Annotated in this window: 17 protein-coding genes; 8 read left to right on the top strand and 9 right to left on the bottom strand. The window is 61.3% G+C overall.

Annotation, left to right across the window (positions count from 1 at the left end; genetic code table 11):
• Positions 1 to 10 precede the first annotated feature (10 nt).
• Genes C8348_RS17925 through C8348_RS17915 form a run of 3 tightly spaced genes read left to right on the top strand, consistent with a single transcriptional unit; the run spans position 11 to position 1,583 of the window.
• Positions 11 to 286, top strand: coding sequence for a metal-sensitive transcriptional regulator (locus C8348_RS17925; protein ID WP_106754712.1), 276 nt, complete (start codon positions 11 to 13; stop codon positions 284 to 286).
• Positions 287 to 301: 15 nt separating this feature from the next.
• On the top strand, positions 302 to 1,060 hold the full coding sequence (locus tag C8348_RS17920) for a MauE/DoxX family redox-associated membrane protein (RefSeq protein ID WP_106754670.1): 759 nt from the start codon (positions 302 to 304) through the stop codon (positions 1,058 to 1,060).
• Between the two features lie 40 nt (positions 1,061 to 1,100).
• On the top strand, positions 1,101 to 1,583 hold the full coding sequence (locus C8348_RS17915) for a DUF305 domain-containing protein (RefSeq protein WP_244294050.1): 483 nt from the start codon (positions 1,101 to 1,103) through the stop codon (positions 1,581 to 1,583).
• 39 nt (positions 1,584 to 1,622) lie between these two features.
• Here C8348_RS17915 and C8348_RS17910 read toward each other — a convergent pair whose 3' ends face one another.
• The 7 genes from C8348_RS17910 to C8348_RS17880 all read right to left on the bottom strand — a co-directional run bounded on the left by C8348_RS17910 (position 1,623) and on the right by C8348_RS17880 (position 6,173).
• Entirely contained in the window at positions 1,623 to 2,939 is a 1,317-nt protein-coding gene (locus tag C8348_RS17910) for an MFS transporter (RefSeq protein ID WP_106754668.1), read from the bottom strand.
• Between the two features lie 11 nt (positions 2,940 to 2,950).
• Positions 2,951 to 3,232, bottom strand: a complete 282-nt coding sequence (locus C8348_RS17905; RefSeq protein WP_106754667.1) for a metal-sensing transcriptional repressor — start codon at positions 3,230 to 3,232, stop codon at positions 2,951 to 2,953.
• A gap of 101 nt (positions 3,233 to 3,333) precedes the next feature.
• Positions 3,334 to 3,813, bottom strand: coding sequence for a cytochrome b (locus C8348_RS17900; protein WP_106754666.1), 480 nt, complete (start codon positions 3,811 to 3,813; stop codon positions 3,334 to 3,336).
• A gap of 92 nt (positions 3,814 to 3,905) precedes the next feature.
• On the bottom strand, positions 3,906 to 4,841 hold the full coding sequence (locus C8348_RS17895) for an ImmA/IrrE family metallo-endopeptidase (protein WP_106754665.1): 936 nt from the start codon (positions 4,839 to 4,841) through the stop codon (positions 3,906 to 3,908).
• A complete protein-coding gene (locus tag C8348_RS17890; protein WP_198647118.1) occupies positions 4,838 to 5,338 on the bottom strand; it encodes a helix-turn-helix domain-containing protein in 501 nt (166 codons plus the stop codon). Before C8348_RS17890 ends, C8348_RS17895 begins: the two co-directional genes overlap by 4 nt.
• Positions 5,335 to 5,964: a GNAT family protein gene (locus tag C8348_RS17885; RefSeq protein WP_106754664.1), complete on the bottom strand. Its 630-nt coding sequence runs from the start codon at positions 5,962 to 5,964 to the stop codon at positions 5,335 to 5,337. Before C8348_RS17885 ends, C8348_RS17890 begins: the two co-directional genes overlap by 4 nt.
• Positions 5,961 to 6,173 carry a transcriptional regulator gene (locus C8348_RS17880; protein ID WP_106754710.1) on the bottom strand — a complete coding sequence of 71 codons (213 nt, stop codon included), beginning with the start codon at positions 6,171 to 6,173 and terminating at the stop codon, positions 5,961 to 5,963. The genes C8348_RS17885 and C8348_RS17880 overlap by 4 nt, the downstream gene beginning before the upstream one ends.
• 150 nt (positions 6,174 to 6,323) lie before the next feature.
• Here C8348_RS17880 and C8348_RS17875 point away from each other — a divergent pair, with 150 nt between their 5' ends.
• The 4 genes from C8348_RS17875 to C8348_RS17860 are packed head-to-tail and all read left to right on the top strand — an operon-like array spanning position 6,324 to position 10,316.
• The gene (locus C8348_RS17875) at positions 6,324 to 7,289 is read left to right on the top strand and encodes a CBASS oligonucleotide cyclase (protein ID WP_106754663.1); all 966 of its coding nucleotides are present in this window, start codon (positions 6,324 to 6,326) and stop codon (positions 7,287 to 7,289) included.
• A gap of 7 nt (positions 7,290 to 7,296) precedes the next feature.
• Positions 7,297 to 7,812, top strand: coding sequence for an HORMA-1 domain-containing protein (locus tag C8348_RS17870; protein WP_106754662.1), 516 nt, complete (start codon positions 7,297 to 7,299; stop codon positions 7,810 to 7,812).
• Positions 7,812 to 8,759: an AAA family ATPase gene (locus C8348_RS17865; protein ID WP_106754661.1), complete on the top strand. Its 948-nt coding sequence runs from the start codon at positions 7,812 to 7,814 to the stop codon at positions 8,757 to 8,759. The genes C8348_RS17870 and C8348_RS17865 overlap by 1 nt, the downstream gene beginning before the upstream one ends.
• A 9-nt stretch (positions 8,760 to 8,768) precedes the next feature.
• Positions 8,769 to 10,316, top strand: a complete 1,548-nt coding sequence (locus C8348_RS17860; RefSeq protein ID WP_106754660.1) for an SAVED domain-containing protein — start codon at positions 8,769 to 8,771, stop codon at positions 10,314 to 10,316.
• Positions 10,317 to 10,330: 14 nt separating this feature from the next.
• Here the strand turns inward: C8348_RS17860 and C8348_RS17855 are convergent, their stop codons facing one another.
• A complete protein-coding gene (locus C8348_RS17855; protein ID WP_106754659.1) occupies positions 10,331 to 11,449 on the bottom strand; it encodes an RHE_PE00001 family protein in 1,119 nt (372 codons plus the stop codon).
• A gap of 282 nt (positions 11,450 to 11,731) precedes the next feature.
• Between C8348_RS17855 and C8348_RS17850 the strand changes: the two genes are divergently transcribed.
• Positions 11,732 to 12,676 (top strand): recombinase family protein, encoded by a 945-nt coding sequence (locus tag C8348_RS17850; protein WP_106754658.1) that lies wholly within the window; start codon positions 11,732 to 11,734, stop codon positions 12,674 to 12,676.
• Between the two features lie 14 nt (positions 12,677 to 12,690).
• Here the strand turns inward: C8348_RS17850 and repC are convergent, their stop codons facing one another.
• Positions 12,691 to 14,007, bottom strand: a complete 1,317-nt coding sequence (gene repC / locus C8348_RS17845) for a plasmid replication protein RepC (protein WP_106754657.1) — start codon at positions 14,005 to 14,007, stop codon at positions 12,691 to 12,693.
• Positions 14,008 to 14,068 lie beyond the last annotated feature (61 nt).

Here is a 14,068-nt window from a genome sequence, read left to right as displayed (position 1 = left end):
GGGTAGAAAAATGTGCTCGAAAGACAAGAAGGCGATTACGGATTCGCTCGCCCGGATTGCTGGCCAGGTTCGCGGTGTCGGGCAGATGGTCGAGGATGAACGCTACTGCATCGACATCCTCCACCAGATTCATGCCGTGAAGGCAGCCCTCTCAAAGGTCGAGGATAGGGTCCTGCGGTCGCACGCTGCCTGTTGTGTCGAGGAGGCGATGGCCTCCGGCGATCCCATCCTTCAGCGAAGGAAGTTCGACGAACTCGTCGAGGTCTTCGCCAAGGCGAAGCTCTGATCAGAAAGGCACCCTATGGCATCTGGATCCAAAACAGCCGAGCTCCATCGCATGGTGATGGAGAAGCACACCTGTCCCTATGGGCTGAAAGCACTCGACCTGCTCCAGCGTGAAGGCTACCTCGTCGACGATCACCATCTGACGTCACGCGAGGAAACCGACGCGTTCAAGAAGAAATATGGGGTCGAAACGACCCCTCAGACCTTCATCGACGGCAAGCGGATTGGCGGGTACGACGACCTCGTCAAGTTCTTCGGCGGCGAGGTCAAGGAGAAGGACGCCGTCACCTACAAACCCGTCATCGCTCTGTTCGCGATGGCCGCGCTGATGGCGGTCGCGGCGAGCTGGGCAGCTTTCGGCAACTTCGCGACCGTGCAGACGGCGGAGTGGTTTGTCGCCATCGCCATGTGTCTGCTGGCACTCCAGAAGCTCAAGGACGTGGAGGGCTTCGCCACCATGTTCCTGAACTACGATCTGCTGGCGCAGCGCTGGGTCCGCTATGCCTATATCTACCCGTTCGCCGAAGCGCTCGCAGGCGTTCTGATGATGGCCGGTGCTCTGATGTGGCTGTCGATCCCCGTCGCTCTCTTCATCGGCGGTATCGGTGCGATCTCGGTGTTCAAGGCTGTCTACATCGACAAGCGAGAACTCAAGTGCGCCTGCGTCGGCGGCGACAGCAATGTACCGCTCGGCTTCGTCTCGCTGACCGAGAACCTGATGATGGTCGCCATGGCGGTCTGGATGATCGTCAAGCCCTTGGGCCTCATGCACTAAAGCGGGAAGAGAGGAGCACGATATGCGGAGCGACAATACAATGAAACACGATCACGACAGAGCCGGTCATGGCGGGCACGGGCGACCGTACCTGATGTTCTGGATCAACATGATCCTGGGGCTCGCCGTCATGTACATCGTGATGTTCTCGATGATCGACGGTTGGGGCGACTTCAGGAACAATCTGAACATGCTCTACATGGCGGTCACCATGTGGGCCCCGATGGGCATATTCATGTTGGCGACGATGCCTGGCATGTTCCCGAACCGGAGCGCCAACATCGGGCTCTACGTCGCGCTCGTAATCCTGACCGCCGGCTCCTTCTGGGCCACTCGCACCCAGGCCTTGATCGGCGATCGGCAGTTCATCGCCTCGATGATCCCGCATCACTCGGGAGCGATCCTTATGTGCCGTGAAGCCAAACTCGCCGACGCCGAGCTCAAGACGCTATGCGAAGCCATCACCAAGGCGCAACGCGCGGAGATCCAGCAAATGGAGCGGATCGCGAGCCGGCTCCAGTAACGTGCCGTCCCGGATCTCCGGCTTATCGCGACGGTCCCATCATCGTGGCCAGGTAGCGTGATGGCTATCGATCACGAAAGCATGACGATGGCGCCACCCTCTTGTAACCGCAACCGCGTCGACAAGGTGCGGATGGCTCGGGACAAGATCGTCGTGGACATGTTCGATCTCATCCGGATCGCTCGCTGGCCACAGGAGAGATGCGGCACCGACAGCGGCAGCGGCGACGATGCCTAGCACTATGAATGTCGGCGTCAGCCCCATTTCCGCCCCCAGCCAACCGGCGAGCGGATAGGTGACCAGCCAGCATGCATGCGACAGCGCGAATTGAGCCGCAAAAAGCGCGGGCCGGTCTTCCGCGTGAGCAGAACGTCGGAGCAGCCGCCCGGATGGCGTCTGTGCCAGAGAATAGCCGAGGCCGAGGACGAACCAAAGCGGCAGCAGAACGCCATAGCTGAAGACTGTAGAGCCGGCGAACAATCCTGCGACGAGAAGGCCGGCGCCTAGAATCATCGCCGTTCGGTCGGGGAGCTTGTCGAGCATGCGCGGCAGGAACAGCGCGGCCGTCATGGAGCCCGCTCCGAAGGCCGCCAATGCGAGTGCCGTGGCACGCTGGCTAAGGCCGAAGTCGGCCTGTACGAGCACCACTGTATTGACGATCACCATGGCGCTCGCCGCCGCCACGGCGAGATTCAGAGCGAGCAGACCGCGCAGACGCGGCGTAGCGAGATAGATGCGCAAACCTCGCGTGGTGCGATCATAGATGCCGCGGCGCTCGGTCACCTTCGGGCTCGGCAGCGTGACGGAAATCACGAGCGCGGCCGAGCACAGGAAGCCGACAACGGTTCCGGCGAACAGGTCGTGAAAGCTGATGACCGTCAACAGTGCAGCGGCCAGCATCGGACTGACGACACTTTCCAGGTCGTAAGCGAGCCGCGAGAGCGAAAGCGCCCGCGTATATTCCTTTTCGTCTGGCAACACATCGGGGATCGTCGCCTGAAAGGTCGGTGTGAAGCCGGCCGAGGCCGACTGCAACACGAAGATCAGCACATAGACCTGCCAGACTTCCGTGACTAACGGCAGCAGGATCGCGACGCCGGCCCTGACGAGGTCCAGACAGACCAGCATCGTCCGGCGAGGCAACTTTTCCGCGAAGGCGGCCGCCACCGGCGCGACGCCGACATAGGCGACCATCTTGATCGCGAGCGCCGTGCCGAGGACGGCGCCGGCATCAGCGCCGGCAAGGTCGTAGGCCAGAAGCCCGAGCGCCACCGTCGCCAGTCCCGTTCCTACGAGCGCGATGACCTGCGCCAGAAACAGATGGCGATACGTACGATTTGCAAGCACCTGCAGCATGCGTCACCACTTCAAAGATACTTCGTGATTTCCTTGAACTCGTCGATTGACCGGCGCTGCTCTTTCGCAAGCGGCCCAATGACGTGCTCGAGGCAGTGATCGAGGTGATCCTGGATCAACGTCTTCTTGGCCTGGGCAATCGCTTTCTCGACGGCGTGGAGCTGCTGGGCGATGTCGAGGCAAGGACGCCCCGCCTCGATCATGTCGATAATTCCGCGAAGGTGCCCATCAGCGCGCCTGAGCCGCTTGACGATGGGCCCATGAGATTCGTGTGCGGCAGTGATTAGGGTCATGCTAAAATGCTATCCCCCTGGAGGGGATAAAGCAATATACAGCTTCTCCCGTCGCCGTTTCTTGACGAATTCCTTTGGAAGAGTAGGCCTCAGCCCGGCGGTTACGGCGCCCGCTTGCATGGCAGCATGCGGGCGAGGACGGCGTCGCGCCGGGCGATATGCCAAATAGCTGCCGAGACGTGGATCGAGATCAACGTCATGGTCACCAGCCAGATCGCCTTGTGTATCCCGGCGGCAGGCGCCCACATGTAGGAAGCGACGAAACCAGTGAACGCTTGTGCCGCGAGCGTGGCATACAGCCCCCAATGAACGCATTCAGCGGCGCGTTCGCGCCAACCCTTGGTGATTTGAAGTCTGCCGGGTTTGCGAAGAAATCGCAAAGCAACCCGCAACGCGATCAACACACCGATCGTCATTCCGCTGTAGTTATGGAACTTGTGTTGCAGCAAATCCGCCATTGTCGGCCGGAGGAAGGGATTGTGGGTGCGCGGGATCGCATCCGCCGTCCACCATTGCGCGACGATCAACAGGACAACCGCCCAATGCAGAGCAATCTGAAGATTGGAATATTTGCGTGTCAATGACCGGCTCTCCTGGGCGAAGAACCTACCACAGGCCACATTTAGGTTGTCTGAACCCGACTGACCGAAATCGATCCGAAGCTGACGATCGTTTAAAACGACCGCACGATCGTCAGCGCATTGTAGGGACGAAGCCAGGATCCTAGCGTCAAGGCTTCGTGGCTGTTGAAGAACGTCTCGAATTCGAAGCTGTGCCGATCCCCATTGAGGTCTTGCAGCAGGACCTCGCTACGGCCGAGAGACCCTCCGCGCTGGGACCCACAATAGCCGACGATCGCAGTGAACAGATCAACCTCGCGCAAAGCACCGAAACGCTCACGAAACGGGGGCGATTCAACGCAGTATCGACAGGGATTAGCCGCATCGAAATCGGCCTTTCTGCGGGTGGGATGCGGATGCCCCGTTACGAGAGCGACGATAGGCCGGCCACCATGCGCCTGTTCGACGAACCGCCAGAGCGTGGAAGTCATGGTATTGCCGAAGCTCTTGCTGAGGCTCTTGACAAGCCCGAGGCTGGGCGCGGAGGAGCCCGCCTCGGCGGCGAAGCGGTCAGATAGAAAAAGAAGTTGCCCGGCCGCGAAATTCGCTTCGGCTTCCATGATGGCGTGGCAGGAAGGCGTGAGGGTCTGCTCAGTATCGCCCAGCATCATTCCGGCGTGCCAGGGAATGATGTCGTGACCAATCTCGTGAGCTTCATTCCAACGGTGCTTGAGCGGCGGGAGATCCTTGTCGAGCAGAATACGCTTCTGATCTGGAAGATAGAGCGCCTTCAGGCTCAGTGTTTGAACGGCCTCCCGCAGGATTGTCGGGCGCTTGAGGACCTGCAGGCCAGCAACCTTCATGCGGGAGAACATTTCGCGCAAAAGACTGTCGTCCGTGGTGCTGTAGTAGCCGCGATCAAGTTTCAGGAGATCCCGAACAACGCGCAGGTCTATGGGCGGCTCGGGATTGCCAAGGCCACGCAGAACCTTGGCAATCTGTCCGTTGATGTCGGCGACGGTGCGATGTCCGAGACTGACGTTCTTCACTTCACTCGCTTGGGCTCCTGCTCACTCAGCACAGCGACGAACGCCTCCAGAGCCGAGCTTTCCTCAGGGGTCAGCTTATGCACGGCCTCAGAGCGCGCGGCAAAACGCACCGCTTCCTGACGGAAGCCAGCATCGTTTGCCGCAGCCAATCCTGCAAGCTGCATAAGTCGTTGCTGAGAAACCTCGAAGGTTTCCGCCAGCTTGAACACCGTGCGCGGCTCCGGCACGTAATGAAGATCGTCCTCGATCACCAGAAGCTCGCTTGCATCGAGGTCCGCGACCTGAGCCAGCCGCTCCATCGAGAACCCACGACGACGGCGCATCAGATTCACGAAACGGCCAAACGCAATACGGGTCTCTTCGACGACCGCCGTGGGAGCGCTGGCTGGACGCTCCTCGGGTATCGGATCGAACGCGAGCAAGCCGGCGCCGATGACGGCGTCGCCTTCACGACGTGCCCGAGCCATCCACCACTCTTTGCTCCGTTCAAATTTCATCGTCCTTCCTCCTTTTCGAAGAACGCGCGAGCCTGCTCGACGGTCATCTCGAAATATCGCAAATTCTGGCAGGCGGGATCCGGCCCAAGGTCGGTCATGCCGATCCTGCGGTAGAAAGCGTCGGCTTGCGGCAGGGAATGCAGGCCGATCCGCCCCTTGAATCCCTCTTCGTAGCTCAGCGCGATGGCCGCCGTGAGCAGCACGGTACCGACACCACGAAGCCGAGGGGTCGCCCCAAGCTCGGAGCGATTCCAGGGCGCCACCTCGAGATACTCGACGTAGACGAGAGGCTTACCTTTCTGGCCAGGTTCTTGGCAGCCTCTCGTCAAATCGAGCTGCGCCAGTCCCTGGGTGACCCCCTGTGCGACAACGCTGAACCCGGGGAAGGCCAGCATGCCCTGCACGCGTGTGATCTTCTTTGGCCAGTTCCAATGCAGGCTCTGAGGCCAGTCTGCGCGCGGCACCTGGCGTGCGACCAAATCCTGGATCGCTGCGAGTACCACCGGAATCCAGTGTTTCGCCCAATCATCGATCTGCGCCTGCTCGATCGCATCGCGCAACTCGGCCTCGACGCCCTCACCCGTTGCGACGTCGAGAAGATAGACCTTCGAGACCTCGACCGTCATAGAAGCATCAGCTCCGCCTTTTCCTTGGTCGTGTCATTCTCAAACAGGAGCTTTTCACCCCTTTCGACCCGAGCATCGATCGTCTGGTAAAGGCGCAAGGCCTGCCGGAGCACAGCGGTTTTGGTGATGTCCTTCCGGGCCGAAAGATCGTCCAGAACACGCATCTCGGCGTCGGTGAGGTTCAGCGTCATGGTTCGCTTCGCCGTCATCTCATCCTCCGTCGTTATATGCAGCATATAGAGAATCAAGAGGATTTTGTCAACGTGAAATAGCTAGCATACACATCTTGAATAGCTATTTTTTAGCTACTATATCCATGTCAGAGGCTGGGCCAGAGTGCCCGGGAACAGGAGCGGGATATGGGGCGACAGCACGTCGGTCATAATGAGATCGCCGCCTTCGCGCAGGACAAGGTCAACCTGCCGAAGGACAAGGCGGATGAATATCGGGCCCAGGCCCGGCGGCTTCGCGAAAAGCTGGAGGGCTATCTCGCCGAGCACCCTGACTTCACGCTCAGGAAAATGATGCTGTCGGGCAGCCTCGCGAAGGGCACGGCGCTTCGCTCGCTCAACGATATCGATGTCGCCTGTTACATCAGTGGCGCGGCGGCCCCGAAGGATGTCAAAGCGCTGCTCGATTATCTGGCGGAAAGGCTGCGCAAGGCATTTCCGAACTTCAGCCCCGATCAGGTCCAACCCCAGACCTATTCGGTCACGGTCTCCTTCCGTGGGAGCGGGCTAGACGTCGATGTGGTGCCGATCCTCTATGAGGGCGACGCACAATGGTATGGAAATCTCGTCAGCCAGGATGACGGCTCCTTCCTGAAGACAAGCATTCCCTTGCATCTGGAGTTCGCGGGCAAGCGCAGGCGCGCCCAGGAGAAGCACTTCGCGCAGGTGGTGCGTCTCGCAAAATTCTGGTCAAGGCGCACGAAGCAGGAGCGAGACGGATTCCGCTTCAAGTCGTTCATGATCGAGATGATCCTCGCCAAGCTGTGCGACGACGGGTTGGACTTCTCTGACTATCCGGAGGCGCTGCAGCACTTCTTCACCTACATCGCCCGCACCGACTTCAGGGAGAAGATTATCTTCGACGACTACTATCCCAGGTCCTCGGTTGGAACGTTTTCCGATCCGGTACAAATCATCGACCCCGTGAATGCCGTCAACAACGTCGCGCGGCTCTACACGGCCGCGAATGCAGATGCGATCGTCGAGGCGGCTCTCGATGCTGGAGATGCCATCGACGCAGCGCTCGCCGCTCCCAACAAGCAATTGACCGTCGCCTACTGGCAGAAGGTCTTCGGCTCTTCCTTCCAGGTATGAGGTCGCCATGTCCACAAGCTACAGCTACACGGAAACCGCGACCTTCACGGTCACCCATGCGCGGCACATGGCCGCCAAGGTCGCGGCGGATCTCAAGCGCATGCAGCGTTTCTACGGCAGCCCGTCCGACGAGCGCATTGCACAGTTCGAGGCGGAAGTGACCGAACTGATCCGGGCCGGTTATCTGGGCACCGTCACCTATGGCTTCCAAAAAGACGGAAACTGGATCGAGCCCACACTGCGCTATACGGCAAAGGATCTCGCCGGGTCATCCGCCAATGACGACGATCCCGGCCGTGTGCGCCACAACGCCAATGTCAGCGGCGCGGTCTTCAAAAGCTACCTGACCCACAGTGCCGCGTGGAGTCAGTTGACCCAGGCGGAGCGCGACGCCTTCGAGAAGACGCTCCCGATTTCCCGAGGCGGAGCGGCCGAACCCGGCATCACCGGCTATCTCGCCAGCGACCGGACCTATTCGTCCGGCGGCAAGGCCCTCGACCGCGCGACTGTGAGGAGTTTCTGATGAGCACGAAGCCGACACTGGACGAACTCTTCGAACGGCGCATCACATATCCCGACTTCGATCCGCAGGCTAGGCTCGCGCGGCTGGTTGGCCTCGACGATCAAAAAAATCGGCTGGCAAAGATTCTCGGTCTGCTCGTCAACCCGACGGGTCTTATGGCCTGGGCGCGCCAGCATCATCCCGATGCCGATTCGCTTCTCGACACTGTGTTGCGGCGCCCCCCGCTTGTGGTTCTCGCCGGCGACGTCGGCTCGGGCAAGACAGAGCTCGCCGAGACGATTGGCGACGCGGTGGCCCGGCAGGAGAAGATCGACATCACGCTCCTGCCCCTCAGCCTCTCGACGCGGGGACAAGGGCGCGTCGGCGAGATGACGCAGCTGATCTCCGCCGCCTTCGACTACACCGTGGCGGAGGCGACCAAGCTCAAGTCCCCGTCGGGCAAGGCCCGCGGCGCCGTCATCCTGCTCGTCGATGAAGCAGACGCCCTCGCCCAATCGCGTGAGGCAGCCCAGATGCATCATGAAGACAAGGCGGGCGTGAACGCTTTCATCCGGGGAATCGACCGTATCGCCAATGCGAAACTTCCCGCGGCGGTTTTGATGTGCACGAACCGGATCAGCGCGCTCGACCCCGCAGTGCGCCGCAGGGCGGCCGACATTCTGAGTTTCGAACGTCCCGGCGACGAGCAGCGTCGCTTCGTCCTCACCGCCCGGCTGCAACCGATTGGTCTCGCCCGCCAGCAGATTGACGCCCTGGTCACCGCGACCGGGCCACAACGCGGCGGCCGCGAGTATGGCTTCACCTTTTCTGACCTCACCCAGAGACTGCTCCCGGCTATCGTGCTCGACGCCTATCCGTCGAAACCAATCGATGGCGCCCGCGCGGTGGAGATCGCTCGCGCGATGGTTCCGACGCCTCCCTTCCGGGACGGCGAGACTGCGATCTGAGGTGAACGCATGACGCAGGCGGTGACCGTTCGTCGCGATGGCGACACCTTCCAGGCCCGGCTCTTCTGGTGGCATGCCGCGCGCTTGTTGGATCCGGTAAGTCCCGTCACAAAGGTGGGATTCGAGAGCGGGCCGAAAAGCTTCGACGACATCTGGGTCGAATATGATCCGGTGCGCTGCGCCTCGGATCAGTATGGCGAACCCTTGCTGCGAGAGCACATGCAGTGCAAGTGGCATGTGACGCCCGACAATTATGGCTATTCCCACCTCGTCGATCCCGAGTTCATCAACGCAAATGCTCGCTCCTTGCTACAGCGGGCCCGGGAGGCGCAGCTCAGCTATGCTCCAGCCGGAAGCGGTGTACGGTTCAAGCTGGTGACCAACTGGCGCCTCGACCGGGCCGATCCCTTGCGTCAGATGGTGGGGATGCGTTCAGGCGCCATGCGTCTCGATCGCCTCTATGGTTCGGTGACCGACAACAGCAAGGCTGGCTCCGTGCGCAAGGCGTGGCGAGAGCACCTCGGCATCGACGAGGCGGAGCTGCGCATTCTGGCGCGGACGCTGGCGTTCGGCGAGGCGACCGACACCCTGGATGGCCTGCGCGATCAGCTCGACATCCTCTTCGGATTGGTAGGCCTGAAACGCATCCCCGCGAACCGAAGCGCGTTTCCATATGACGATATCGTTTTCCAATGGATGGCGCAGGGACGACTGGAATTTGACCGGGCGAGCTTCCGCGCGGTCTGCGCTCGGGAAGATATTCTGGGATCGGCTGAGGGCGGGCCCAAAGTCTACGGCGTAAAGTCCTTTGAGCATGCCTTCGATAAACTGGAGGAACGCTGTCACCTCGTCCTCGACCTGATCCCGTCCTTTGACGAGCGTTACATCCGCAGTGATGCGGATTGGGAAGCAAAACTCTATCCAGAACTGAGAGCTTTCCTTCTCACGGCAGCCAAGAATGAGCCGCGCCTCCGACTTGCACTCGATGCCCACGTTACGCTGGCCTTCGCGGCAGGATCGGTGATCAATATCAAGTCGGGGCGCCAGGTCGAGCTGGAGCAGCGAGGGACTGGTCGCCGTATCTGGTCGGCCGACGACGCGACCTCGGATTCCACATGGCCCACCCTCAAGGCCGAGCTCATAGAATTGCGACCGGACGGGTCAGACCTCGCCGTAGCCATCGGGCTCACGCATGACGTCACGGCCGACGTCCAGCGCTATTGCGAAACCACGCTCTCCACGGCAGGCCGTCTCCTCGTTCTCAAGCCCGACACAGGACCGGGCGCGCAATCGGTGATATGCGGACGGCATGCATTCGAACTCGCGGACGCGGCCAGCGGAGCGATACGGGACGCAAAGGCCGGCGGCGCCGGATTGACACATCTCTTCGTGGCCGCGCCAAACGCCTTCACCTTTTTCTTCGGGCAGCGCCAGACAGCCCTGGGCAGGATCTGCCTCTACGAGTTTGATTTCGACGGCCAACGCGGGCGATCGTATACTGCCGCCCTCACGCTACCTCTACATAGGACGTTCTCCCAAGAACCCATAGACGCATGACGGGCGATGGGTCGTTAGGGCAAACCCCAAGCACGATAACGGCCCCGCCCGGTGCATTCTCTGACGCCGAGCTCCGCGAGTAGGTTCAGGGCGCCGCGGGGCGTGACGTCCGCCGCCTGCGCGACTGTCGCCGCCGAGACAATCGGTCTCGCGAGAATCAGATCGATCACAGCCGGCAAGCTACTTGAGGACCGCCGCCCTCTCACCTTCCGTTCCATCTGCTCTCGCGCCTGACCGAGTCGGACGATCTCTTTCATACCGGCCTCAGCCGCGGCCGACAGCGCGTCGAGGAAAGCAAACAGCCGCGTCGTCCTCCCGTGCGCGCGTCGGCGCTCCCGCGGAATAGCCTTTAGCCCGACATGAAACCCAGGCAGGTGCGACGCAACCTTTCCACGCGCGCGCAAGTGGGCCGCGACGAGCTGACCGCCGAGCGGATGCTGCCGTTGTAGAGGCTCAATGGTCTCCCACGCATCGAACAGGAGCGCCGCGGAGAGCGTGGGCGGCAGACTTTCGGTCTCCTTCAGCACAGCCCGCCATTGCGCCATCCGCTCGCGCTCGTCCCAGTCCGGATCCCGGATGACGAGATCGCCGACGGACAATGACGGTCGTTCAAGCGGCCCCGGCATTGAGCCGTCGGCTATTCCGTCCAGAATTCGCTGCGAGCGATTGATGATGGCGTCGATATGGGCGAACTCGCGGAAGAGTGGGTCGTCATCGTGGTCATCGGGATCCCGCGCCTTCTCCCCTTCCCGCTCGACCGGAACAGGATCGGGTTCCGGCTTGACAGCGGTCGTTCCAGCAAGCGACGCGACGCCAGACTCGCTGAGAGCCCACCCCGGCTCGCCTGCGGCGATCCGGCGGCGTGATCGAAGAATGGCGTGCGCGATGGTCAGCTCATGCGTCGGCGCCCGGATATCCATGCGAGCGTCGTGGAGAACCAGATCCTCGATATGGACGAGCTCGCCAGCCACCCACATGCTAGCAGCCGCGTCGAAGAAATGCCCCCTCTCTGTGAAGCCCTCGCCGACCGCGCTGCGCCGCACGATCTCGTCGAGGCGCGCGAGTTGGTCCTCGGCCCGGGCGATGGCCGGAAGCAGGGTCTGCAAGGGCAATACATCGATTTCATAAGTCATTGCAGATACGTCGCATTTATCTTCATACAGAAGCTATAGCGCAATTCGCTTCCGTCACATGGATATCTTTTTCTGACGCGTGTACAGTATGGTGCGCCGTGGCTCTCCCGATTGAACAGCAGTCCCCTGACACCGCCTTCACCCCCCCTAGGTCATTGATTTCATGGGATTTTCAGCTGAGCTCCTCAGCAAAGGGGGGCATAAGAGACGTTTACAAACGAACGGTTATGCGTATCCTCTGCATTTGGAACTCACTTTTAAATGCTCTCTTAGGCGCTGCAAATGGCCGCTGACACACAAAATCGCGCTTCCCGTCGATCTCAGGGGCGGCTAATCGGTTATGCGCGTGTGTCCACGGATGAGCAGGCGACGGAAGCGCAGGAGATCGAGCTACGCGCGGCCGGCTGCGATATCATCATCCAGGAACACGGTTCCGGTGCATCGCGAGCACGCCCCGCCCTTGCCAAACTCATCCGCGATATCGGCATCGGCGAGACGCTGGTCGTTGTTCGGCTAGACCGTCTGGCGCGCTCCGTCAGCCATCTGCTCGAGGTAATCGAGGATCTCGCCGCTAAAGGAGCTCACTTCCGCTCGCTGCGCGATCCGATCGACACCTCGACGCCACAGGGCATGTTCTCGCTGCAGGTGCTCGGCGCCGTCGCCCAGTTGGAGCGCGCACTGATCTCTGAGCGGACGAAGGCCGGAATTCGTGCCGCCAAAGCTCGGGGGAAGCTTCCGGGCAATCCAGGTGTCCGCGAACGCCGGCCAGAAGCCTTGGCGAAGATGACGGCGGCGCAGAAGGCGGCCTATGGCGATCGGGTCCAGGCAACGGCCAGCCAGTGGCTTCCGACGGTTCGCCGCATGCGCCCGGACCACACCTGGGACGACATCGCCCGCGTGCTGAAGCAGCGCGGCCTCGAGTGGACGCCGGAGCGGTTGCGCCGGGCCGTGAAGTGGATGGTGAGCGAGCGTATGGCCGACGCAGTGCTGCTCAAAAAGTCCCCTCCCCGGCTGCCCGAGGATCGACTGATGACACTGGTCGCAGGTATCCAAGCCGTGAACCCAAACCTCACGCTTCGCGAAGTCGCCGGACAGCTCGAGCGCCTTCACGAGCGCACCCCGCGCGGTGGCACCAAATGGTCTCCCTCCTCGGTGAAAAACCTCATCGACCGAGCCCGTCGATCCGGCCTTCTCGCCGATGACGACGTCGCGCCGACGCGGAGCTGAAACGCCATCGACCATCAGCGAGCTTTCGGCTTATTGAGGCTTTTCAGCAGGTTATCCGACGCCCGAAGGTTGCCGCCACTCACTCCAGTAGAAGCTGCTGGCACAGCTGCAGCGTTGGAAGCCTTTTGTCCATCGAGCTTGGCGCGCAGCAGCGCCATGATCATCGGCCAGGTTGAGAACTTCCCGTCCTTGCCACGATCGGTCAGGCTGCGCAGATAGCCGCCGGGCGACGCAATCTGATCAGCACGCTGGTAAATGCCAGCCAGCGTGATCGCGGCGTGCTGTTCCCCCAGCGCTTCCCGCGCTTCACGCCAAGCGCTGGGGCTAATCCCAAGCATGGGCCGCAAAAGCTCCGCCGCGGCAAGAAAGTCCCGCCAATGTCGGATTTCACCGCTCTGGGCAAGTTCCCGCACTCCGGGGCAAGCGTCCAGCACGATCGCAAGGGGCAATTCCCGTTTCGGCAGGCTCCGCACGTTGTCGGTTTCCGAGACGGTGCCACTCGCTTCTTTCTCTTTTCGGAGGCCGTATTCAGATTCAGATGTAGGATCTGGTTTTGAATTCTGTATGTGACGACCAGAATGGGACTCATTGGCATCCGGATTCTGTGTTTTCGTGAAGGATTCCAGCACTTCGCGGATTTCGACATAAAGACCGTGGAGGTCGGCACAGATATCCTCGAGCAGTTGACGGGGCGCAGAGCGAGGCAGTCGGTCGACGATCGCCTGGTAGGTCTGCTGTACCCTGCCCCAGTTGCCAGGAACCCCCTCCTCGATTCCCGTCTCGACTAGCTTCACGACGTCGCGACGCAGCAGCGTCAGACGCTCCTTGGCAACACGGAAGGCTTTCCTCTCGGCCTCCACGGCCTCAGCGAGATTCCGGAACTCCTCAGCTCGTGCGACGATCGGAGCAAGGTCGAACCCGTATGCCTGCTCGATCTCCCCGCCCCTGCCCTTTCGCGCGAAGCGCTTGCCATTCGGACTGTCGCGCCGGATGACCAGCCCGCAGTCGACCAGCACGGCGATATGCCGGCGCAGCGTCGTCGCCGGCATCCCGTTCGCCCGGGCTGCAAGCTGCTCGTTCGACGGCCAGACGATAAGCTCGGCGTCACCGGTAAGCGCTGTTTCGGGGTGGAAGGTGAGAAGGGCATTGAGGATCGCGAGCGAGCGATCTGTCGCGCCAAGCAAATCCCGCGCCTCCCGAATGTCCTGGAACACCTTCCACTTGTGGGCGGCGGCCTCAGGCTTCCTAGCCTTTGCCGTCATCTGACTTGAAATTTGGCCAAGTGTCATCGGCCGCCGCCCAAAGGGCGTCGTTGAAATATGTGTCTGCATTGTCCTTCACCTATCGCTAGGCAAAGAAATTCGGCCGCCGAGACCGACGTTCATCCCGCAA

It is taken from the genome of Pannonibacter carbonis (assembly GCF_003012935.1).
Classification (GTDB): domain Bacteria; phylum Pseudomonadota; class Alphaproteobacteria; order Rhizobiales; family Stappiaceae; genus Pannonibacter; species Pannonibacter carbonis.
Note: the sequence above shows the minus strand (reverse complement) of the source record. Positions and strands in the feature narration are given on the sequence as shown.

Excerpts from the sequence above, each read along its gene's own strand:
- C8348_RS17865 (WP_106754661.1), top strand. The coding sequence starts at position 7,812 with ATGAGCACGAAGCCGACACTGGACGAACTCTTCGAACGGCGCATCACA.
- C8348_RS17880 (WP_106754710.1), bottom strand. The coding sequence starts at position 6,173 with ATGACGGCGAAGCGAACCATGACGCTGAACCTCACCGACGCCGAGATG.
- C8348_RS17885 (WP_106754664.1), bottom strand. The coding sequence starts at position 5,964 with ATGACGGTCGAGGTCTCGAAGGTCTATCTTCTCGACGTCGCAACGGGT.
- C8348_RS17860 (WP_106754660.1), top strand. The coding sequence starts at position 8,769 with ATGACGCAGGCGGTGACCGTTCGTCGCGATGGCGACACCTTCCAGGCC.
- C8348_RS17850 (WP_106754658.1), top strand. The coding sequence starts at position 11,732 with ATGGCCGCTGACACACAAAATCGCGCTTCCCGTCGATCTCAGGGGCGG.
- C8348_RS17925 (WP_106754712.1), top strand. The coding sequence starts at position 11 with ATGTGCTCGAAAGACAAGAAGGCGATTACGGATTCGCTCGCCCGGATT.
- repC (WP_106754657.1), bottom strand. The coding sequence starts at position 14,007 with ATGCAGACACATATTTCAACGACGCCCTTTGGGCGGCGGCCGATGACA.
- C8348_RS17855 (WP_106754659.1), bottom strand. The coding sequence starts at position 11,449 with ATGACTTATGAAATCGATGTATTGCCCTTGCAGACCCTGCTTCCGGCC.
- C8348_RS17915 (WP_244294050.1), top strand. The coding sequence starts at position 1,101 with ATGAAACACGATCACGACAGAGCCGGTCATGGCGGGCACGGGCGACCG.
- C8348_RS17890 (WP_198647118.1), bottom strand. The coding sequence starts at position 5,338 with ATGAAATTTGAACGGAGCAAAGAGTGGTGGATGGCTCGGGCACGTCGT.
- C8348_RS17910 (WP_106754668.1), bottom strand. The coding sequence starts at position 2,939 with ATGCTGCAGGTGCTTGCAAATCGTACGTATCGCCATCTGTTTCTGGCG.
- C8348_RS17920 (WP_106754670.1), top strand. The coding sequence starts at position 302 with ATGGCATCTGGATCCAAAACAGCCGAGCTCCATCGCATGGTGATGGAG.
- C8348_RS17905 (WP_106754667.1), bottom strand. The coding sequence starts at position 3,232 with ATGACCCTAATCACTGCCGCACACGAATCTCATGGGCCCATCGTCAAG.
- C8348_RS17875 (WP_106754663.1), top strand. The coding sequence starts at position 6,324 with ATGGGGCGACAGCACGTCGGTCATAATGAGATCGCCGCCTTCGCGCAG.
- C8348_RS17870 (WP_106754662.1), top strand. The coding sequence starts at position 7,297 with ATGTCCACAAGCTACAGCTACACGGAAACCGCGACCTTCACGGTCACC.